Here is a 20,799-nt window from a genome sequence, read left to right on the forward strand (position 1 = left end):
GACTCAGCGGGTTGCGGCCGGCGTGGCCACGGCAGGGGAAGAGGGATGACGCTTGCGCCATTGCCTGAGCACGGCGGTGCGCAGCGACAGCAGCAGCAACCAGCACAGGAAGCCGATGGCCAGCCAGCCGCTCAGGGTGAACACATCGTTGAAACCGCGCACGTTGGCTTCGCGGCGCGTGGTCTGCGCCAGCTGCGCGCTGCCCTGTGCGCTGCGCAGCACCGGGTCGGTGATCTGCGCGCCGTACAGCTGCTGCTGGATGCGCAGGCGCTGCGCCACCACCGGATCGGCGGGATCGAGCTGGCTGGTCAGCGCGCTGGAATACAGTTGTTCGCGATGCAGCTGGAAGGTGCCCAGCGCCGCCGAACCGGCCAGGCCGCCCAGCGTCTGGGTGATCGACAGCGTCACCAGGAAGGTGATCATGTGGTCCACGCCCTGTTTCAGCGCGGCGGAGATGCCGAGCATGATCAGCGGCCCCATGAACATGCCGGCACCGACCGAGGCCAGGAACTGGCTGACGAAGAAGTCCTGCGGGCGGTCCTGGCTGGTGCGGTGCTGGTCGAAGAATGCCGCCGCACCCAGCAGCAGGATCGCCATCAGCAGCTGCGGAATCAGTCGCTTCGGGCCGAAGGTCAGCGCGGTGCCCACGATGCCGGTGACCACACCAGCCAGTATCACCACGAACAGCGGCCGCATCTGATCAGGCCCCATGCCCAGCGTGCGCATCAGGTTGACCACGCCGTAGGACTGCTCGGTGGTCAGGAAACGGATCAGGAACGCGCCCATGATGAAATGCAGCACCGGCAGGCTGGCCAGCCAACGCGTCTGCAGCAGCGGGTTGCGCCGGTAATGTTCGATGATGAAGGCGGTGGTGGACAACGCGATCGAGGCGATCAGCGCCCAGCCCAGCCAGGGCGTGTTGAGCCACCAGCGCGTGTAGCCCTGCGCGAGCACGATCACCAGCAGCGCCACCGCCGGCGCGAGCAGCGCGAAGGTGAGGAAATCCAGCGGCTCGAACGCCTTCACCTGGATGCCCGGCGGCAGCTTCAGCACCACCACCGCGGCGAACGCGCACAGCGCCAGGCCGGCTTCGAACGAGTACAGCTGGTGCCACTGGCCGGTATCGACCAGGCCCGGCGATACGATCCAGGCGATCGGCACCGCCAGCTGTGAGAGGCCAACGCCGACCACCAGCAGGTTGCCGGTGAAGCGCCGTGGCAGCGCCTGCAGCATGTACAGCGTGCCCAGCGTCGAACAGGCCGCGCCGGCGAAACCGCTGGCGGCCCGGGTCAGCATCGTGGTCTCGAAGCTGCCGACGAACAGATGCAGTACCGCCAACGCCGCGTACAGGCCCAGTCCGATCTCGGCGAACAGGCGGATGCCGTACTGCTGGCGGAACTTGAAGGCCAGCAGGTTGGCGGTGACATTGACCATCGCGTAGGCCGCCACCAGCCAGCTGCCCTGGGTCGGGGTCAGCGCCAGCTGGCCCTGAAGGAACGGCAGGTTGGCGGTGACCAGTGCGTTGCCGAGGCCGCCGGTGATCGCCACCAGCAGCGACACCAGCGCATAGGCGACGCGTCGATGCGGCGGATGCCAGGGCATCGACGCCGAACCGGGCATGGTCGGCTTCTCGTGCTCTTCCCAATCCGGAACCGGCTTCAGATACGGCTGGACCATCAACGGGCCTCGCTGGCAGCTCCCTGGAGACCCCCGCGCAGCAGTTGCAGGGCACGCCCGGCCAGATGGGCGCGCTCGTCGCGGGTCTTGCCGCGCAGGGCTGCGCCCAGCATGCCCGAGATCAGTGAAATATCCGTCTTGTCCAGGTCGGCGCGGCACAGGCCGGCGGCCTTGGCGCGGTTGATAGGGCCTTCCAGCAGATCACGCACGGTTTCGCGTGCGGTGCGCATGGCCGGCACGTCCGAATCGACCGCGCGCCAGTAATCGGCCAGTGCCGGCGAATCGATGATGCGCTGGGCCATGCCTTCGAACACCTCGAACAGGGCGTCGTCGCGGTCGCCGAGCTGTTCGACCTGGCGCCGGATGCGATCAACCGTGCGCTGCAGCAGTGCCTGGATCAGCGCAGTGCGGTCGGGAAAGTTGCGGTACAGGGTGGCCCGGCCCACCTGGGCGCGCTCGACCACCAGGTCCAGCGGGGCGGTGACGCCATGCTGGCCGAAGACATGGTCGGCGGCATCGAGGATGAGGGCACGGCGGGCGGCAGCATCGGCACGTTGGGCAGTCATGGAATTATTTTCGGACAAAAGTGTCCGTGTGGCGAGACAGTGAGTGACGGGATTGTCCGGTTGTTGTCGTACGCACATCTTTGTGACGCCTGCGTGATGGGGTGCGGCTGAAACGAAAGCGGGGGCCCGAAGGCCCCCGTTTTGATGGTGTGGGGTCAGAGCCCTTTCCTGTGGAAAGGGATCCGACCCCGCAGTGCCGGTAGATCCACGCCATGCGTGGATGCCGTTGCTCCGGGGTCAGAGCCCCTTCCTGTGGAAAGGGATCCGACCCCGCAGTGCCGGTAGATCCACGCCATGCGTGGATGCCGTTGCTCCGGGGTCAGAGCCCCTTCCTGTGGAAAGGGATCCGACCCCGGCGTGTGCGATCAGAAGAACGCGCGGATGCCAAAAGCGACACCGCGACCCGGCAGCGGCGAGTAGTCGCGCAGCAGCGAGGTATGCGGGCGCACTTCGCGGTTGGTCAGGTTGCTGCCATCCAGGAACACCTCGTAGCTGTTGCTGGCGTTGCGGTCCCAGCGGTAGGCCAGGTGTGCATCGACCAGGGTGTAGCCATTGCTCGGCTCCTCGTTCTGCGCCACGTCCTTCTGGCGGCTGTAGCGCACCGCACCGACCGAGGCACGCCAGCCGTCCTTCGACCAGCGCAGGTCGGCGCCGACGCGGGCCGGTGCGATGCGCGGCAGGTAGCCGGTGTTGGCCAGCTCCACCGAGTAATTGTGGTTGTGGTCGCCGTGCGGCACCGCGATGTCGAGCGTGCGGCTGCCGCTGCCATCCAGCTTGGCCTTCACGTAGTCACCGAACAGGCGCAGGTCCCAGTCACCGGCACCGCCTTCGAACAGATGCACCAGCGCCTCGGCTTCGGCGCCGCGGAACACCGCGTCCTGCTGGGTCCAGGCGCGGACCGGCAGGCTCTCGGTCACCCCGGTGTCGGCCAGGTAGATGAAGTCCTTGAACCTGGTCTGGTAGACCGATGCGGAGAAGTCCAGGCGCTCGCTGTGGGTGTGGATGCCCAGCTCGACGCGCTGGCCGCGCTCGGTCTTCAGGTTGGCGTCGCCGATTTCCAGCGAGCGGGTGGCGATGTGCGCGCCGGCGGCATACAGCTCTTCATTGGTCGGCGCACGTTCGGAGCTGTCCACGCCGATACGCAGGTCGACCGCGTCGTTGAGCTTCCAGATGCCGGCTGCGGACAGGTTGGTGGCACCGAAGGTACGGCGGCGGTAGTCACCGGTCGGCTCCAGCTTGACCTGATCGTGGCGGCCACCCAGTTCCAGCTTGAACGGGCCGAACTGCTTTTCCTGCAGCACGAACAGGCCGATGTTCTTCGTGCCGGTATCCGGGACGAAGGCTTCTTCACCCTTGGCACCGAAATCACTGTTGCCGAACTGCAGGCCGAAGGCGCCGTCCCAGCCACCGATCTGCTGCTGCACCGCCTCCAGGCGGGCCTCGATGCCGCGGTTGGTGAAGCGGGTCGACGGCGTGCCGGCCTCCAGCTCCACGTGCTCATAGTCGGTGTAGGCCACGCGCGCGTTGATGTTCTTCAGGAACGAAACCGGGTTGTAGATGCCGGCCTTGGTCTCGAAGCGGTTCTGCACCATGTCGATGCGCACGTCATGCTCGTCGCCTTCTTCCTCGTCGCCATGATCGTGATCGTGGTCATGCCCGTGATCGTCGCCGTCGGCGTGCACGTGGGCGCCGTTGGGAATGCCATAGTTGGTGCGGTAGGTGCTGGCCGACACGCCGAAGTAGCCACCTTCGCCCAGCCAGGTGGCGCCGACGCCACCGGCGCGGGTGCGGATGGAACTGTTGTCCAGGCGGCCGCGGCGCGGCTCTTCGCCTTCCTCGCCCGCGTGGTCGTGGTCATGGTCGTCGTGATGATCTTCCAGGCTGTCGATCACCGCATAGCCGGGAATGCGGTAGTCGTCGCCATTGCGCACCAGGCCATCGACGTGCAGCACGACATTGCCGCTGACGCCATCGAGGCGGAACATGCCGCTGCGCTCGTTGTTCACTGAATTGCCGCGCAGTTCGGCGCGGCCGCTGAGCGGGTGCTCCGGCAGTTCGCGCGCGATGCGGCCATCAACCACGTTGACCGCACCACCGATGGCGCCGCTGCCGAACAGCAGCGTGGCCGGGCCCTTCAGCACTTCGATCTGGTCGGCCAGGAACGGCTCGATGCTGGTGGCGTGGTCGGCGCTGACGGTGGAGGCATCCATGTTGCCCATGCCGTTGGACAGCACCGCCACGCGCGGGCCTTCCTGGCCACGGATGATCGGGCGGCCGACGCCGGGGCCGAAGAACGTGCTCTGCACGCCGGGCAGCTTGGCCACGGTATCGCCGAGGGTGCCAGCCTTCTGCTCGTCCAGGCGTTCGCCGGCAAGCACGTCGACCGGGCGTGCCAGCGATTCGGCATCGCCCTGCAGCGGCGAGGCCGTCACCTGCACCGACGACAGCTCGGTCAGGTGGCGGTCACGATGAGCGGTGTCCTGGCCGGCGGCAAAGGCCGTGGATGGCAGCAGGGCGGCCAGGGCCAGGGCGAGGGAATGCGGCTTGAAGCGCAGGGTTTGGGCGGGCATGGGCAGGTCCTTTGTTACAATGTATCAATCGCGGGGCGCACGTATCCCGTCGGCGGGACAGGGGGAGGGAAACCGTGCGGGTCGGGAACGGATGTTATATTATTCCATAACGATTCGCCGACCCTGCTGGAAGTCATGTCCCTGTCCTCACGCCTGCGCCACCTGCTCGACCGTTTTGGCGCCACTGGTTCGATGCTGTGCGCGGTGCACTGCGCGGTGATTCCCGTGCTGCTGGCGGCGGCGCCTTCGCTGGGCCTGTCGTTCTGGCTGAGCGATGGCGTGGAGCAGGCCCTGGTGGTGTTCGTCACCCTGCTGGGGCTGTTCAGTCTGGTCTGGGGCTACCGCCGCCATGGCGCGCTGCGTGCGCTGGGCTTCCTGATTCCCGGTCTGGTCGCGCTGTGGGCCGGCGTGCTGTACGACCCGCTGCACCACAACGCGGTGCCGCATGCGGTGGTGATGACCGTCGGTGGCCTGCTGGTGGGGGTTGCCCATCTGGTCAATCTGCGCCTGAACCACGGCCACGTGCACGACGCAAGCTGCGCGCACTAGGCGCTCCGTGATAGGATTTTCGATCGTGCGCGGGGGCGCCCAGCAAGGCGGCCCCGCCGAACCCGTGTCAGTACGGGGTAACCAGATTTCACACTTGAGGAGTTGAAGACATGGGTAAGGGTGACCGCAAGACCGCCAAGGGCAAGCGCTACAACGCCAGCTACGGCAACGCCCGTTCGCACACCGCGAGCAAGGTCGCCGTAGGCGCCGCCGCCCCGGTTGCCAAGAAGACCGTGGCCAAGGCTCCGGCGAAGAAGGCTGTGGCGAAGAAGACCGTCGCCAAGGCCTGATCCGGCCGACCGACCGGTCCAAAGAAGAACGCGGCGCCTGGCGCCGCGTTTTTTTATGCGCGTTTCCGTAGAGCCGAGCCCGTGCTCGGCTGGCGCAATGCAGCCGAGCACGGGCTCGGCTCTACAGGGAAGTCAGCGCAGCGTCTGCTTCAGCGTTTCCGGGTTGCCATCATTCGGCGCGGCCGGTACCTGCAGCAGGTGGGCCAGCAGCGGGTAGACATCCACGTTGTCGAACCCGTCGATCACCAGGCCCTGGCGGAACGACGGGCCGCTGGCCACGAACACCGCGCGCATGGACGGCAGTGCGTTGTCGTAGCCGTGCGAGCCGCGGTCCTGGTGGACGCGCTTGGCGAGCTTCTGCTGGTGCAGCGCGTCCCAGCCTTCGTCCATGTTGCAGACGATGGCCGGAATGCGCGGATGCGTGCCGTAGTGCCAGCGCGCCGGCAGGTTCTCCTTCTTCCAGCACTCATAGTGTGCGTGACGGCCGAGCAGGGCGCGTTCGGCTTCTGCCTCACGGCCGGCCACCGGCGAAAAGCCGATCGACTGGCCCTGGCTGACATTGCGCGCGATGGCGGGGTCGACCATCGATTCGGTGGAAATCACCTGGCCTTCGGGCACCGACGCCATGCCGTGGTCGGACACCACGATCACGTTGGTGGTGGCGGCCAGGCCACGTTGCTGCAGGCCATCGAGCACCTGGCCGACAATCAGGTCGGCACGGGCGATGGCCTCGGTATACTGCGTCGATTCGGGGCCGTAGTTGTGGCCGGCCTTGTCCACATGTTCCATGTACAACGTGGTCAGGCGCGGTGCATCGGCGTCGGGCTGTGCCAGCCAGTCCAGCACGATGCCGGCGCGCTGCTCCAGCGGCTCCTTGCTGTCGTACACGCGCCACTGGCTGGGGCGCACACCGCTGATTGCCGATTCGCTGCCCGGCCAGGAGGTGGTGGCGGTACGCACGCCGACCTTCTCGGCGCCGACCCAGATCGGTTCACCGCCCCACCAGCCGCTGGTGGTGACCGCCTCGCGGTTGCTCAGTTCGAAACGGCCCAGCGCTGCATCGTCCATGCTGTTGTTGACGATGCCGTGGTGGTCCGGGCGCAGGCCGGTGACGATGGTGTAGTGGTTGGGGAAGGTCAGTGAGGGGTACGAAGGCGTCATCCAGCGTGCGCGGACGCCGCCGTCGATCAGACGCTGCAGGTTCGGGGTCAGGCCGCGATCGAGTGCGTCGGCGCGCAGGCCGTCGATGGAGATCAGCAGCAGCTTCGGCGGCGCGGCCGCAGCGACAGCGGTGGGAGCGGAGGCGGAAGGGGTGGGCGCGGTGGTGCAGGCAGCCAATGGCAGCAGCAGCGCCAGCGAACAGGTCAGGCGTACGGAAGTCATCCATGCATGATAAGCGGCTGCAATGACGTGCCCAAGACACGGCGCCGGAAAGCGCGCCGTGTCCACGCATTTTTCCTTATCCCCGCGCCTTCGGCGCGCCCCTTCAACAAGAAGGGGGCTCCTTACCAGAGGCACTCCGCAAACCTATCCAGCGTGTCGACCAAGGTTGACACCTACCAACAGCCACTCAACCTTCAGGCAAACAGCGGGGCCTGGCGTTGTTCCAGGCGCAGCAGGGCGGCCTTGGTTTCCAGGCCGCCGCCGAATCCGGTGAGGGCGCCATTGCTGCCGATCACCCGATGGCAGGGCAGGATGATCGGCAGGGGATTGCGGCCATTGGCCGCGCCCACCGCGCGGGTCGCACTGGGTTGGCCCAGGTGCTGCGCCAGCTGCAGGTAGCTCCAGGTCTGGCCAAACGGGATCAGTGCCAGCGCCTGCCATACGCGCAGCTGGAACGGCGTGCCACGCGGTGCCAGCTCAAGATCGAAGCGGATGCGCTCGCCATGCAGGAACTGCAGCAGCTGCTCGCGTGCTTCCGGCAGTGCATCCGGTGCGTAGTGCCAATCGTCGCGGCCGCGCGCCGGATGGCGGTTCTCCGGGAACAGCACATGCGAAAGGCCACGCTCGTCACCGGCGATGGTCAACACGCCGATCGGGCTGTCGAAACGGTCGAACAACAGGGTCATGTCGGTTCTCCAACGAAAGTGCCGGACAGGTGCCACAGGTGCAGCACGGCGTAGGCGCGCCAGGGGCGCCATGGTTGCGAGCGTGCTTCGGTGGCACGTTCGCTCAGGCGCTGGCCCTGCGCATGGCCCAGGACCTGCTGCAACACCAGGTCGCCGGCGGGGAAGGCATCGGGTTGGCCGAGGCCGCGCAGGGCGATGTACTGTGCGGTCCACGGTCCGATGCCGGGCAGCGCCACGCAGCGGGCCACGAACTCTTCCAGCGCCTGGCCGGGCCCGAAGTCGAGCTGGCCGCTGGCGCAGGCGGCCGCCAGCGCACGCACGGTGGCGGCTCGGCTGCGCGGCAGGCCGATCGATTCCAGCGGCGCTTCGGCCAGCACCTCGGGCGCCGGGAACTGGCGGTCGAATTCCGAGGGCATGCCGGGCAGGTGCGCGCCGTAGGCATCCACCAGCCGCCGCGCGAATGTCGTGGCCGCCGCGACGCTGACCTGTTGGCCCAGCACCGCGCGCACGCCCACTTCGAAACCATCCCAGCCGCCGGGCACGCGCAGGCCCGGCCGTTCGGCGATGCCGCGTGCCAGCAGCGGCTCCTCGCTCAGCGCGGCGTGCACTTGTTGCAGATCGGCATCCAGATCGAACACGCGGCGCACGCGGCGCACGATGTCCGGAATCAGGCGCGGATCGACTGCGCCCAGCTGCAGATGCAGTTCCGGCCGCTTCGGGTCGGCGGTGACGCGCAGCAGGGTGGGGCGTTCGGGCGTGCCGAGCACGCGCTGGTAGCTGTCCTCGCCGATCAGCTCGATGCCGGGCAGGCTGCGCTTGCGCAGGAAGGCCAGCATGCGCGGGAAATCCAGCGGTGGGCGATACACCAGCCGCAGCACCAGGCTGCCGTCGTCGGCGGCCAGCGGGTGATGCTGGCGTCGCAGCGCGGTTGGCGCCATGCCGCAGCCCTGCAGGAAGGCCGTATTGAAGCGGCGCAGGCTGTTGTAACCGGCAGCCAGTGCCACGTCGGTCACCGGCAGCGTGGTTTCGGTCAGCAGCTGCTTGGCCAGCAGCAGGCGATGGGTGGCGTGGATCTGTCCCGGGGTGGCGCCCAGGTGTTCGACGAACAGGCGCTGCAGCTGGCGCGCGCTCAGGCCGAGCTTCGCGGCCAGATCGCCCACCGGTTGATCCTGCAGGAAACCGCCATGAATCAGCGCGAGTGCACGCTGTACGGTCTGTCCGGCCAGGGCCTGCTGCGCCTGGGGCGCCAGTTCGGGACGGCAGCGCAGGCATGGCCGGTAGCCGGCGGCGGCTGCGGCGGCCGCCGTCGGGAAGTAGCTGATGTTGCGCGGCTTCGGCGGTGGCGCCGGGCACACCGGGCGGCAGTAGATGCCGGTGCTGCGCACGGCGGTGAAGAACACGCCGTCGAAGCGCGCATCGCGGGCCAGACGGGCGCGGTCGCAGGCGGCGGTGTCGAGGGCGAGGGCGGTGTCCATGGCGCCAGTCTAGGCCGGTGCAGGCAGCGATACTCGCCATTTTCGGACATGGATGCTGAAGGGGGTTCAGCAGGGCTGCGCCCTGCACCCGCAGAGGCAACAGCAACAGCAGGCTTCCTGCGGGAGGGCGGGGTGGGTCCGGTGGCAGGGGACGCTGCAAGTACGTCCCTGTAAGCTCGGTCGCGCCATCCATGGCGCTCACGCCCCTGCCACCAGACCCACCCCGCCTTCGACAGTTTCCCGCAGCCTGCCGGAACGGCATCCCGCTCTGGTAGGTGTCGACCTTGGTCGACACGGTAGATCCACGCCATGCGTGGATGGAGCGGTGGAAGACGCTGTAATGAAAAGGATGGAACCAGAGGGTCAGAAGGGGTTCAGTGCCGCGCGCTGAATGCGCGGCCGGGACAGGTAGACTGTGGACCTTGCTCCCTTGAAGTCCGGTTGCCCGATGTCCGCCAAACTCCGCTGGTTGCCCCTGTTGTGCCTGGCCCTGGCGGGCTGCAGTCAGCTGGAGAATCCGGGCAATGTGACCGCTGCCGACAAGGCCGCGCGGGCACCGGCCAGCGATGGCGAGAACATGGTCTCGATCAATGCCGCCGACGCGCCACCGCCGCCGGCGCCGCCGCGCAGCCGGGCCGACCGGCCGTGGCCGCAGGCGCAGCTGGAGAACGGCCGCGCCTGGGTCAGCTGCAGCACCGAATATGCCGGTGACGCTGGCGACGGTGTCGAGCTGGAAGGCCTGCAGCGCGACCAGATCAGCCAGGCATTGGCGCCGTGCGCCGAGCGTGGCCTGATGCGCGTGCGCTATGCCGGCAAGATCAATCCGGGCTTCGCCGAGATGATGTGGCGGTTGGCTGCGGTGGCCGACGAACAGAAGATCCACAAGCGCATCCTTGACCTCGATTCCAGCGGTGGCCAGGTGGAATCGGCGATCGTGGCCGGTGACAGCATCGGCGAATCGGGCTGGACCATCTGGGTGCGCGAAGGCTCGATCTGCCACAGCGCCTGCGTGTTCGTGCTGGCAGCCGGCGACAACCGCCTGCTGTCGGGCAAGGTCGGCATCCACCGCATGATGCGCATCAGTTCCAAGGCCACCTCGCGTGCTGAACTCAACCGCGAGCTGCACGAGGTCTACGACAACGTGAAGGACTACCTGCAGCGCAGCGGCGTGGCGGTCGGCGTGGCCGACCTGATGATGACCGTGCCCAACCGCAGCCTGCGCCTGCTGACTGCCGACGAGCTGCGCCAGTACGGGTTGGATGGCACCAACGCCGTGCAGGATGATCTGGAGCGGATCAAGCAGATGCGCGCCTGCGGCGATGATTTCGTGCAGCGCAAGGATGCGTTCCTGATCGCCTTCGACCAGCAGTGCAAGCGCGAAGGCGCCGACATGGAATCGATCAACAGCTGCGGCCAGGCGCTGAAGCAGCGCTTCGGGTTCCCCGATGCGGTGTGCCCGGAAGAAAGCCCGTTGTCGGAGATCGACGTGGCAACGCTGCCGCCGGCGCCGTCCGAGCCGTCGCCGGTGGCCGAGCAGCTGCCTGCAGACGCCGGCAGGCCTGCCGCGCAGGCCGACGCGGCTGCCGGGGCGGTGGAAGGCAGCGCCCCCGCGCGCTGACGAGGCGGTCACCGCGCTGGCGTAGACTGCGGTTCTTTCCCGAGAACCGGCGGTGTCCATGAAGCGCGTGCTCCTGCTGCTGTCCCTGTTGCCCTTCGCCGCGTCGGCGCAGGCGCCTGCACCGGCCACGCCCGCCCCCGCGCCTGCGCGCCCGGCACCGGCATCGCCGGCGGCGGCCAAGCCGCTTACCGCAGGCGCGCCGGCGCTGACCGCCGCACAGCAGGCGCAGGTGCAGAAGCAGGATGCGGAGATGGGGGCGGCGGCGGTGCGGGTCGCGCAGCTGGTCGATGCCAATCGCGCGGGCGAATTGTGGGACGGCGCATCCGCAGTCGCACGACGCGCGGTTCCCAAGGCAGCCTTCGTTACCCAGCTGGCCGGTGAGCGCACGCGCCTGGGCGCGATGGCCGGCCGCGGCCAGCCGACCATCACCCGGGTCAAGTACAGCGCGGGTGCGGCCGTACCGGAGGGGCTGTACATCAACGTCAGCTTCCCGACCCGCTTTGCCAACAGCGCACAGCCGGTGCGTGAGCTGGTGTCGTTCCGTTTCGACGAGGACCAGGTGTGGCGACTGGCCGGCTACAGCCTGCGCGCCTCGGGTCCCTGAGGAGAACGATGATGGCAACCGAACTGACGATGCTGGCCTGGGCGACCCTGCTGGGGTTTGTGTACATCTGCGCCACCTCCACCGTGGTCACCCGCGAGCGTGGCCTGAAGTGGAATGCCTCGGCACGTGATGGCCAGGCCCGGCCGCTCAGCCCGTTGGCCGGCCGCCTGCAACGGGCCCAGGCCAACTTCCTGGAGACCTTCCCGTTCTTCGCCGCCGCCGCGATTGCGGTGGTGCTGGCCGGGCGCGGCAATGACACCACGGCGCTGGCCGCGCAGGCCTATTTCTGGGCGCGCGTGGCCTATCTGCCGTTGTACGCCGCTGGCGTGCCCTACGTGCGCAGCCTGGTGTGGCTGGTGTCGCTGCTGTCGATCCTGGCGCTGGTGTTCGCGCTGCTGTGATCCGGCGCTGATCCAGATCAAGGCCGCTCAGCTGCACGGCGCTATGCTGGCGCGGACTGGATCAACGGCAGGAGGCGCGCATGCGCAGGATGGACGTGGTGGTGGTCGGTGCCGGGCCGGCAGGCCTGTGCTTTGCGCGCGCGCTGGCCGACAGCGGCCTGCAGGTCGGGCTGGTGGATGTGCAGCCGCGCCAGGCGCTGGCCGATGCCGCCTTTGATGGCCGCGAGATCGCGCTGACCCATGCCTCGCGGCAGAGCATGGAGCAGCTGGGGCTGTGGCAGCGCCTGCCGCATGCCGAGATCGCCGAACTGCGCGATGCGCGGGTGATGAACGGCGCATCGCCGTTCGCGCTGACCTTTGCCAGCCGCCAGGTCGACGGCCAGCCGCTGGGCTGGCTGGTGCCCAATCACCTGATCCGCCGTGCCGCGTGGGATGCGGTGCAGGGCCAGGACGGCCTGGAACTGTTCGACGGGCGCAAGGTGCTGGGCGTGCAGGCCGACGCGCAGGGCCAGGTGGTCAAGCTCGATGACGGCAGCCAGTTGCACGCGCGCCTGCTGGTCGCTGCCGACAGCCGCTTCTCCGCCACCCGCCGCATGCTCGGCATCGGCGCGCAGATGCGTGACTTCGGCAAGTCGATGCTGGTGTGCCGGATGCAGGTCGAGCGCGATCACCATCACACCGCCTGGGAGTGGTTCGGCTACGGCCGCACCCTGGCGCTGCTGCCGCTCAACCAGGGCCAGGCCTCGGCGGTGATCACGCTGCCGCCGCGGCAGATCGAGGAGTTGCTGGCGATGGACGAGGTGGCCTTCGGTGAAGCCATCACGGCCTTCTTCGAGCACCGCCTGGGTCGCATGCAGCCGGTGGCCACACCGCAGGCGTATCCGCTGGTCGGCGTGTACGCGCACCGTTTCGTCGGCGAGCGCTCAGCGCTGATCGGAGATGCCGCGGTGGGCATGCATCCGGTCACCGCGCATGGCTTCAATCTGGGCCTGGCCAGCGCACAGCGGCTGGCACAGGGCATCGTCGAGCAGCAGCGCCGCGGCGCAGATATTGCGGCGGCGGGCATGCTGGCCAGCTACCAGCGTGGTCATCGACTGGCGTCGCGGCCGCTGTACGAGGCGACCAATGCAATCGCCAGCCTGTATACCGACGACCGCCGCCCGGCGCGCATGCTGCGTGCGGCCGGTCTGCGCCTGGCACAGGGCGTGGCGCCGTTCCGTCAACTGATTGCCGCGCATCTGACCCAGCGCGTGGCCTGAACCGGTTCAGATCAGCCGGCGGCCAGCACCCGGATCTGGCTGTCGGCGAATTCCACCACCTGGCCTGCGCGGATCTTGCAGGCCTTGCGCAGTTCGACCTCACCGTCGACCAGGACCTGGCCTTCGCTGATGACCATCTTGGCCTCGCCACCGCTGGTGACCAGGTCGGCCAGCTTGAGCAGCTGCTTGAGTTCGACGTAGTCGCCGTCGAGGTCGAATTCGAGAATCTGCATGGAGCGGGGTTTCCTGGAAAAGGGCACGGGCCAGCGGCCGGGGCCGGGGGGAAGAGGGCGCGTATTGTGCGCCAGCACGGGCCATGACGGCACGCGCACGCAAAGCTGTACGCGTTGTTCAGGATCAATGCGGTATCATTCCGCTCTGAGCGAGTGAATCTCCCTCCGAACGAGCAGCGCCAGGGCACGCGATAAGAAGGGCGCCCAAAGCGCGGACCATCCCTTTTTTATCGCACTGCCATGCAGATGGCCGTGCCTTTGGAGTTTTCCATGTCCCAAGAATCCCAAGCGCCGCTGCAGTTTGCGCAGCTCGGCCTGTCCGAGCCCGTGATGCAGGCGGTCACCGCCATCGGCTACGAAACCCCGTCGCCGATCCAGGCGGCCACCATCCCGGCCATGCTGGAAGGCCGCGACGTGCTGGGCCAGGCCCAGACCGGCACCGGCAAGACCGCTGCGTTCGCACTGCCGGTACTGTCCAACATCGACCTGCAGCAGATCAAGCCCCAGGCCCTGATCCTGGCGCCGACCCGCGAACTGGCCATCCAGGTCGCCGAGGCGTTCCAGTCCTATTCGTCGAAGATCCCGGGCTTCCGCGTGCTGCCGGTGTACGGCGGCCAGCCGTACGGCCAACAGCTGTCGGCCCTGCGCCGTGGCGTGCACATCGTGGTTGGTACCCCCGGCCGCGTGATCGATCACCTGGACCGCAGCACCCTGGACCTGTCCGAGCTGAAGACCCTGGTGCTGGACGAAGCCGATGAAATGCTGCGCATGGGCTTCATCGACGACGTCGAAGCCGTGCTGAAGAAGCTGCCGGAGCAGCGCCAGGTGGCCCTGTTCTCGGCCACCATGCCGCCGCAGATCCGTCGCATCGCGCAGACCTACCTGCAGGACCCGGTGGAAGTGACCATCGCGGCCAAGACCACCACCTCGGCCAACATCCGCCAGCGCTACTGGTGGGTGAGCGGCATGCACAAGCTGGACGCGCTGACCCGCATCCTGGAAGTCGAGCCGTTCGACGCGATGATCATCTTCGCGCGCACCAAGGCCGGCACCGAAGAACTGGCCAGCAAGCTGCAGGCCCGTGGCCTGGCCGCGGCCGCGATCAATGGCGACATGCAGCAGGCCCAGCGTGAGCGCACCATCGCCATGCTGAAGGAAGGCAAGCTGGACATCCTGGTGGCCACCGACGTGGCCGCGCGTGGCCTGGACGTGGAACGCATCAGCCACGTGCTGAACTACGACATCCCGTACGACACCGAAAGCTACGTGCACCGCATCGGCCGTACCGGCCGTGCCGGCCGCAGCGGCGAGGCGATCCTGTTCGCCACCCCGCGCGAGAAGGGCATGCTGCGCCAGATCGAGCGCGCCACCCGCCAGCCGATCGAAGAAATGCAGCTGCCGAGCGTGGAAGCGGTCAACGACACCCGCATCAACAAGTTCACCTCGCGCATCACCGAGACCCTCGGCGCCGGTGGCCTGGACTTCTACCGCCAGCTGCTGGAGCGCTTCGAGAACGAGCAGAACGTGCCGGCGATCGAAGTGGCCGCCGCGCTGGCCAAGATGCTGCAGGGTGACACCCCGTTCCTGCTGCAGCCGCCGGTGCGTGCCCCGCGTGAAGAGCGCGCGCCGCGCGAGCGTTTCGACCGTGGCGACCGTCCGGAGCGCGGCGATCGTTTCGATCGTAACGATCGTGGTCCGCGTTTCGAACGCGGCCCGCGCCGTGACGACGCCGAAGGTGGTTTCGAGCAGCGCCCGCGCCGTGAGGTTCCGCCGCGCGGTGCACCGGAGCAGGGCATGGAGACCTACCGCATTTCGGTGGGCCACCAGCATGGCGTGAAGCCGGCCAACATCGTCGGCGCCATCGCCAACGAAGCCGGCCTGGAAAGCCGCTTCATCGGCCGCATCGACATCCACGACGACTTCTCGCTGCTGGATCTGCCGGCGCAGATGCCGCCGGACGTGCTGTCGCACCTGCAGAAGGTCTGGGTGTCCGGCCAGCAGCTGCAGATGCGTGCGCTGGCCCCGGGTGAAGACACCAACCCGGCCCCGCGCCCGTTCAAGCCGCGCTTCGACAAGCGCGGTCCGGGTGGTCCGGGTGGTCCGCGTCGTGGCGGCCCGGGTGGCCCGGGTGGCCACGGTGGCGAGCGCGGCGACCGTGGTGGTGACCGCGACGGTCGCCCGCCGCGCCGTGATGGCTTCAAGCCGCGCGGCCCGCGCAGCTACTGAGCCTCACCCGACGTAGTGAACAACGCCAGCCTCCGGGCTGGCGTTGTCCGTTGTGGCCCACGAAAAAGGGGACGGAGGGGATTAAGTCGTAATCGGCCGGCTGGACGCTTATGCCGAAAACGACTTAATCCCCTCCGTCCCCTTTTTCGCATGGCCCACACATTGCCGGTCATAGGCTGGACCGGTTCCAAGGGAGGTTGTCACCGCAGCACATTCGGGGGGATCCGGGATGGGTAGGAGTGGCACGGACCAGCAGCGCCGACGGGTTCCCATGACCCGTGGCCTGGGACTGCGATTTGCGTTGCTGACGGGCATGGCGATCGGATTGGTCGCACTGTCCGCGTTGATCCAGGAGTTGCAGGCGGCGTCCACCGCTTGGATCGCCGGCCAGGGCTACTGGTCGCGGGGGCAGCAGGATGCGACCGCCGCACTCAGCCGTTACCTGGCCCGTGCGGATGCCCGCGATCTGGACGATGCGCGCCAGGCCCTGCAGGTGCCGTTGGGCGATCTGCAGGCGCGGCTTGCGCTGGAGCAGGCCGAGCCGGATGTCGGCAGGGCCAGGCAGGGCTTCCTGCAGGGCGGCAACGCGCCGGCGGATATTCCGCGCCTGGTGTTCTCGTTCCGCTATGCGCGCGACATCGGCGCTTTCCGCGAAGCCACCACGCTGTGGCGCAATACCGATGATGACCTCAAAGCAGTGCAGCGGCTGATCGATACGCTGCAGCGGCGGCACCCGCAGGGCGCGCTGCCCACCGCCGCCCGTGACCTTCATCTGCAGCAGCTGCGCGATCTCGACCGCCGCCTGCAGATCCAGGCCCAGGCGTTTTCGCAGGCGTTGCTGCGCATGGCCACGATGGTGCGCATCGCCACGCTGGTGGTGGGTGGATTGTCGGTGCTGGCGATCAGCCTGATGGCGGTCGCGCTGGCGCGGCGCGTCGGCAAGGACCTGACCGAGCATGAAAGCCGGTTCCGCGCGGCGTTCTACCAGGCCAATGTCGGCATGCTCAAGCTCGACACCGACGGCAAGGTGGTCGAGGCCAACCAGGCGATGGCCGACATCCTTGACCATCGCCGCGATGCGCTGATGCAGTTGTCCCTGGGCGACCTGTTGATGGACGGGGAACTGGTCATCGATGGCGTGGGCCGGATCGACTGGGACAGGCAGCTGCGGCCAAGCGAGCTGCGTTTCCGGCGCCGCGACGGCAGCCTGGTCTGGGGACGCTGGAGTGGCACCGGTGTACGCAGCGCTGATGGCGGCTTGTCGGTGTTCGCGATCATCGAGGACGTCAGCCAGAATCATGCCCTGGCACGCGAGATCGAGCACCATGCCAGCCATGATCCGCTGACTGGCCTGATCAACCGCCGCGAGATCGAGCGGCTGCTGGAGCGCGCGCTGCTGCAGGTGCGCAGCGAGGGCGGCACGCATGCGCTGTGCTACATCAACCTGGACCATTTCAAGCTGGTCAACGATAGTTTCGGCCATGCTGCCGGCGACCAGATGCTGCGCAGCTTCGCCGACTATCTGCTGGCGGCGGTGCGCGACGGCGACTGGGTGGGCCGCCTGGGCGCCGACGAATTCGCGGTGTTCCTCGCCCATGCCGGGCAGGACGAGGCCAAGCGCGTACTGCAGCGGGTGATCCGCAACCTGGGCCAGGCCAGTTTCCCGATGCGGGAGGGCAGCCCGCAGCCGAGCTGCAGCATCGGCGTGGTCGAGGTCAACGCCGAGGCGCCGGACGTGAACTGGCTGATGAGCGCCGCCGACAGTGCCTGCTACGCGGCCAAGCAGGCCGGGCGCAACCGCGTGCATTGCTTCAACGAAAACCGCATGGCGCTGGAGGAGCGGCGCCGCGAAGCCGAACGGCTGCAGGGCGTCAGCGTGGCGATGGCCGAGAACCGCATGGTGCTGTACGCCCAGCGCATCGCCCGTGTCGGCGATCCGCAGTACCTGCACTACGAAGTGCTGGTGCGCATGCGTGGCAGCGATGGCAGCCTGCACCTGCCGGGCCAGTTCATGCCGGCGGTGGAGCGCTACGGCATGGCCGTGGCACTGGACCGGCACGTGCTCGGCCTGCTGTTCCGGCACCTGCAGGTCTGCCCGGCGCATGTCCGGCAGCTGGGGCTGTGCAATGTGAACGTATCGGCGCAGTCGATCGCAGAGCCGGGGTTCCTCGCCTTCGTCTGCGATCTGCTGGAACGCAACCGGGCGCTGGCGTCCAAGCTGTGCTTCGAGATCACCGAGACGGCCGCGATCAGCAACCTGAGCCAGGCACGCGCCTTCATCGATGCGGTGAAGGCGCGCGGCTGTCGGATGGCGCTGGACGATTTCGGCTCCGGCCTGTCCTCGTTCGGGTATCTGCGCCAGTTGCCGGCGGACATCCTGAAAATCGACGGTGCGTTCGTGCGTGACATGGATACCGATCCGGTCAGCCACGCCACCGTCCGTGCCATCAGCGAACTGGGGCGCGAACTGCAGATGGAAGTGGTGGCCGAGTGGGTGGAGACGGCCGAGGTCGCCGCCGCTTTGACCCGGCTGGGCGTGCAGGGGCTGCAGGGCTATGCGATCGAACGCCCGCAGCCGCTGGAACGGATGACGCTGTCCGAGCTGCGGCCGGCGCGGCTGGTCGCGGTGAAGGGACCGCCGGCCGCCGGCTGAAGGCCCGCAGCGACTTTGGTCTACACATGCGACGCTGCGGGGGCTGCGATAATGCCGGCCAGGGGCGACGTGCAGTGGGCGCGGTCGTAGGCAGGAACAGGACGTGGCGTGGGCGGCAGGCAGTGGCGGTACGGAACAGGCGGGGTGCGGATCGTGCTGCTGCTGTGGTGGGCGATGTCCTGGCCGCTGCAGGCGGCTCCGGCAGCGGCCGGACACGATTACCTGCTGGTGGGCAGCGCCACCGACGAACCCACGCCACACCGGGCCTGCACGCCGCAGATGCTGGAAGGTCCGCGCCAGCAGGTGCAGGTCGCGGCACCGCCGGGGGGCTGGTCGGGCCAGCCGCAGGCGCTGGATGTGTTCAACGTGTTTTCCGGCGAAGTGCGCGTGCAGCACGGCGATCGCGAGATCTGCGGCAACATGCACGACGCACGTACCCGCGATTCGCGCTTCCGCGCGGGCATCGGCCTGGTCGCGGTGCCCGCGGCCGGCAGCCATGAACCGTTCCTGGTGTCCTGGCAGACACCACTGAAGGCGCGCTGGGTGCCGACGCTGCGGCTGGGCGCGCCCAGCCCGGTGCAGCAGAATGACACCGCCCGGCTGCTGGTGCGCGCGGCCTGCATCGCGGTGGCGATCGCGCTGGCGCTGTCGGCGCTGATGGCGTTCCTCACCACGCGTGATCGCAGTTTCCTGGTCTACATCGCCGGCACCGCCGTGATGGTGCTGTGGCAGTCCATCCTGGGGGGCCTGAGCGGCTATCCGGAACCGTGGCTGCCGGTGGGCGAACAGGGCGCCTGGTGGCTGCTGGCGCTGACCGCCGCGACCCAGGCGCTGGTGTTGCCTGCGCTGTGGCGGCTCAATGGCGGTGATCGTCTGCTGCCGCGCTCGCGCCCGGCCCAGTTGCTGGCGTTGTGGGGGCTGCTGGGCGTGGCGGTGCTGGTACCGTGGCTGCAGCGCGATGGCCTGGCCTGGGTGGCGCGCGGCCTGCAGGCGTCCTACCTGCTGGGCTGCGGCCTGGCGCTGGCCGTGGGCGTGTGGGCGCGCTGGCGCGGCGATCGCTGGGCGCAGGCCGGGCTGGCGGCGCTGGCGCCGATGCTGGTGCTGATCGTCGCCGATGCCTGCCGTGCGGAATGGCTGCTGGAGTACCGGGTAGAGGCGCTGCAGCTGGCCGTGACCTGGCTGCTGATGATGGCCGCCTACGCGCTGAACCAGCGGCTGGGGCGGCTGCGCCAGCAACGCGATGAACTGCGCCAGCTGGCCGAGACCGATGGCCTGACCGGGCTGCCCAACCGTCGCGCCGGCCTGCAGCAGCTGGCCCGCCAGCTGGAACGGGTGGACCGCGAGCGTGGGCCACTGGTGATCGGTTTCCTCGACATCGACCTGTTCAAGGACATCAACGATCGCCATGGCCATGCGGTGGGCGATCAGGTGCTGGTGGCGGTGGCGCGCGCGCTGCGTGCGGCGGTGCGCAGCCAGGATCAGGTGGTGCGCATGGGCGGCGAGGAGTTCCTGCTGCTGATGCCGGGCATGCCGCGCGAGGCCGCGTCGGCGCGCCTGGAGCGGCTGCGCCAGCGCATCACCGAGGCGGGGCAGGCGCTGCAGGTGCCGGGCCTGGAGGTGACCGCCAGCATCGGCCTGGCACAGTGGCGGCCGGGCGAGGACGATCTGGCGGCGCTGCTGCGCCGGGCCGACCATGCCATGTATGCGGCCAAGCGCGGCGGCCGCAACCGCGTGTTCGACGGTGAAACGCTCGATCCCCCTGCACCGGCATGAGGCGCGCCGGGCGGCGATACCGGATAATGGTGCGATGACCACCCGACTCAACAAACATATCGCCGACACCGGCTTCTGCTCCCGTCGCGAGGCCGACCGCCTGATCGCCGCCCGCCGGGTCACCGTCAACGGCCACCCGGCCGGCACCGGCGCGGTGGTGGGCGAGGAAGACCAGGTGCTGGTCGATGGCCAGCCGCTGCGCGCGCGCGTCGCACGCAAGCCCGGCACCCGCCGCCACGTCTACATCGCGCTGAACAAGCCGGTGGGTGTCACCTGCACCACCGAAAGCTCGGTCAAGGGCAACATCGTCGACTTCGTCGGCCACGAGCAGCGCATTTTCCCGGTCGGCCGGCTGGACAAGGAGTCGGAAGGGCTGATCCTGATGACCAGCAACGGCGACATCGTCAACCAGATCCTGCGGGCCGAGAATGGCCACCAGAAGGAGTACCTGGTGGCGGTGAACAAGCCGGTCACCGACGAGTTCCTGCGCGGCATGGCCCGCGGCGTGCGCATCCACGACCAGATGACCCTGCCGTGCAAGACCTCGCGGATCGCCAAGTTCGGTTTCCGCATCACCCTGCAGCAGGGCCTGAACCGGCAGATCCGCCTGATGGCGGCTGAATTCGGTTACCGCGTGACCCAGCTGCGCCGCGTGCGCATCGACAACATCAAGATCGGTGCGCTGAAGCCGGGGCAGTGGCGCAACCTGACCGAGCAGGAACTGCAGGGCCTGCTGCCGAAGCAGCTGGACTGGTAACGCGCGGTAGTGCCGGCCGCTGGCCGGCTGCACCAGGCATCGAATGAGCGCGGGTTGCCGGCCAGCGGCCGGCACTACC

General features: G+C 68.4%; 17 protein-coding genes. 10 read left to right on the plus strand and 7 right to left on the minus strand.

All coding sequences use genetic code 11. The features are described 5' to 3' along the window. Positions 1–3: 3 nt before the first annotated feature. The 3 genes from C9412_RS03250 to C9412_RS03260 all read right to left on the minus strand — a co-directional run bounded on the left by C9412_RS03250 (position 4) and on the right by C9412_RS03260 (position 4,813). Complete coding sequence (locus C9412_RS03250; RefSeq protein WP_107230288.1) at positions 4–1,677, minus strand: MFS transporter; 1,674 nt, start codon at positions 1,675–1,677, stop codon at positions 4–6. Continuing rightward, positions 1,677–2,243 carry a TetR/AcrR family transcriptional regulator gene (locus C9412_RS03255; RefSeq protein ID WP_107230289.1) on the minus strand — a complete coding sequence of 189 codons (567 nt, stop codon included), beginning with the start codon at positions 2,241–2,243 and terminating at the stop codon, positions 1,677–1,679. The genes C9412_RS03250 and C9412_RS03255 overlap by 1 nt, the downstream gene beginning before the upstream one ends. Positions 2,244–2,608: 365 nt before the next feature. After that, the gene (locus tag C9412_RS03260; protein ID WP_107230290.1) at positions 2,609–4,813 is read right to left on the minus strand and encodes a TonB-dependent receptor; all 2,205 of its coding nucleotides are present in this window, start codon (positions 4,811–4,813) and stop codon (positions 2,609–2,611) included. A 135-nt stretch (positions 4,814–4,948) separates the two neighbouring features. On the opposite strand from C9412_RS03260, the gene C9412_RS03265 reads away from it, so the two are divergent. Continuing rightward, complete coding sequence (locus C9412_RS03265; RefSeq protein ID WP_019338435.1) at positions 4,949–5,362, plus strand: MerC domain-containing protein; 414 nt, start codon at positions 4,949–4,951, stop codon at positions 5,360–5,362. 110 nt (positions 5,363–5,472) lie between these two features. Then, entirely contained in the window at positions 5,473–5,652 is a 180-nt protein-coding gene (locus C9412_RS03270; RefSeq protein WP_010483110.1) for a 30S ribosomal protein THX, read from the plus strand. A gap of 132 nt (positions 5,653–5,784) precedes the next feature. Here the strand turns inward: C9412_RS03270 and C9412_RS03275 are convergent, their stop codons facing one another. From C9412_RS03275 to C9412_RS03285, 3 genes are all read right to left on the minus strand, one after another. Then, on the minus strand, positions 5,785–7,035 hold the full coding sequence (locus tag C9412_RS03275; protein WP_107230291.1) for an ectonucleotide pyrophosphatase/phosphodiesterase: 1,251 nt from the start codon (positions 7,033–7,035) through the stop codon (positions 5,785–5,787). A gap of 194 nt (positions 7,036–7,229) precedes the next feature. Then, on the minus strand, positions 7,230–7,721 hold the full coding sequence (locus C9412_RS03280; protein ID WP_107230292.1) for a methylated-DNA--[protein]-cysteine S-methyltransferase: 492 nt from the start codon (positions 7,719–7,721) through the stop codon (positions 7,230–7,232). Further along, a complete protein-coding gene (locus C9412_RS03285) occupies positions 7,718–9,196 on the minus strand; it encodes a DNA-3-methyladenine glycosylase 2 (protein WP_107230293.1) in 1,479 nt (492 codons plus the stop codon). Before C9412_RS03285 ends, C9412_RS03280 begins: the two co-directional genes overlap by 4 nt. A 448-nt stretch (positions 9,197–9,644) precedes the next feature. Here C9412_RS03285 and C9412_RS03290 point away from each other — a divergent pair, with 448 nt between their 5' ends. From C9412_RS03290 to ubiM, 4 genes are all read left to right on the plus strand, one after another. Then, positions 9,645–10,814 (plus strand): hypothetical protein, encoded by a 1,170-nt coding sequence (locus C9412_RS03290; protein ID WP_107230294.1) that lies wholly within the window; start codon positions 9,645–9,647, stop codon positions 10,812–10,814. Between the two features lie 58 nt (positions 10,815–10,872). After that, the gene (locus tag C9412_RS03295; RefSeq protein WP_107230295.1) at positions 10,873–11,418 is read left to right on the plus strand and encodes a DUF4019 domain-containing protein; all 546 of its coding nucleotides are present in this window, start codon (positions 10,873–10,875) and stop codon (positions 11,416–11,418) included. Positions 11,419–11,429: 11 nt separating this feature from the next. Then, positions 11,430–11,819 (plus strand): MAPEG family protein, encoded by a 390-nt coding sequence (locus tag C9412_RS03300; protein WP_107230429.1) that lies wholly within the window; start codon positions 11,430–11,432, stop codon positions 11,817–11,819. Positions 11,820–11,899: 80 nt separating this feature from the next. Beyond that, positions 11,900–13,078 carry a 5-demethoxyubiquinol-8 5-hydroxylase UbiM gene (ubiM, locus tag C9412_RS03305; protein WP_107230296.1) on the plus strand — a complete coding sequence of 393 codons (1,179 nt, stop codon included), beginning with the start codon at positions 11,900–11,902 and terminating at the stop codon, positions 13,076–13,078. A gap of 11 nt (positions 13,079–13,089) precedes the next feature. Here ubiM and C9412_RS03310 read toward each other — a convergent pair whose 3' ends face one another. Continuing rightward, on the minus strand, positions 13,090–13,311 hold the full coding sequence (locus C9412_RS03310; RefSeq protein WP_006426190.1) for an RNA-binding S4 domain-containing protein: 222 nt from the start codon (positions 13,309–13,311) through the stop codon (positions 13,090–13,092). 270 nt (positions 13,312–13,581) lie between these two features. Here C9412_RS03310 and C9412_RS03315 point away from each other — a divergent pair, with 270 nt between their 5' ends. From C9412_RS03315 to C9412_RS03330, 4 genes are all read left to right on the plus strand, one after another. Continuing rightward, positions 13,582–15,537 (plus strand): DEAD/DEAH box helicase, encoded by a 1,956-nt coding sequence (locus C9412_RS03315; RefSeq protein ID WP_107230297.1) that lies wholly within the window; start codon positions 13,582–13,584, stop codon positions 15,535–15,537. Between the two features lie 229 nt (positions 15,538–15,766). Next, a complete protein-coding gene (locus C9412_RS03320; RefSeq protein ID WP_107230298.1) occupies positions 15,767–18,190 on the plus strand; it encodes an EAL domain-containing protein in 2,424 nt (807 codons plus the stop codon). A 108-nt stretch (positions 18,191–18,298) separates the two neighbouring features. Then, positions 18,299–19,963, plus strand: a complete 1,665-nt coding sequence (locus C9412_RS03325) for a diguanylate cyclase (RefSeq protein WP_107230299.1) — start codon at positions 18,299–18,301, stop codon at positions 19,961–19,963. Between the two features lie 34 nt (positions 19,964–19,997). Next, the gene (locus C9412_RS03330; protein WP_107230300.1) at positions 19,998–20,720 is read left to right on the plus strand and encodes a pseudouridine synthase; all 723 of its coding nucleotides are present in this window, start codon (positions 19,998–20,000) and stop codon (positions 20,718–20,720) included. Positions 20,721–20,799: the final 79 nt, after the last annotated feature.

It is taken from the genome of Stenotrophomonas sp. Nf1 (assembly GCF_003028475.1).
GTDB lineage: Bacteria > Pseudomonadota > Gammaproteobacteria > Xanthomonadales > Xanthomonadaceae > Stenotrophomonas.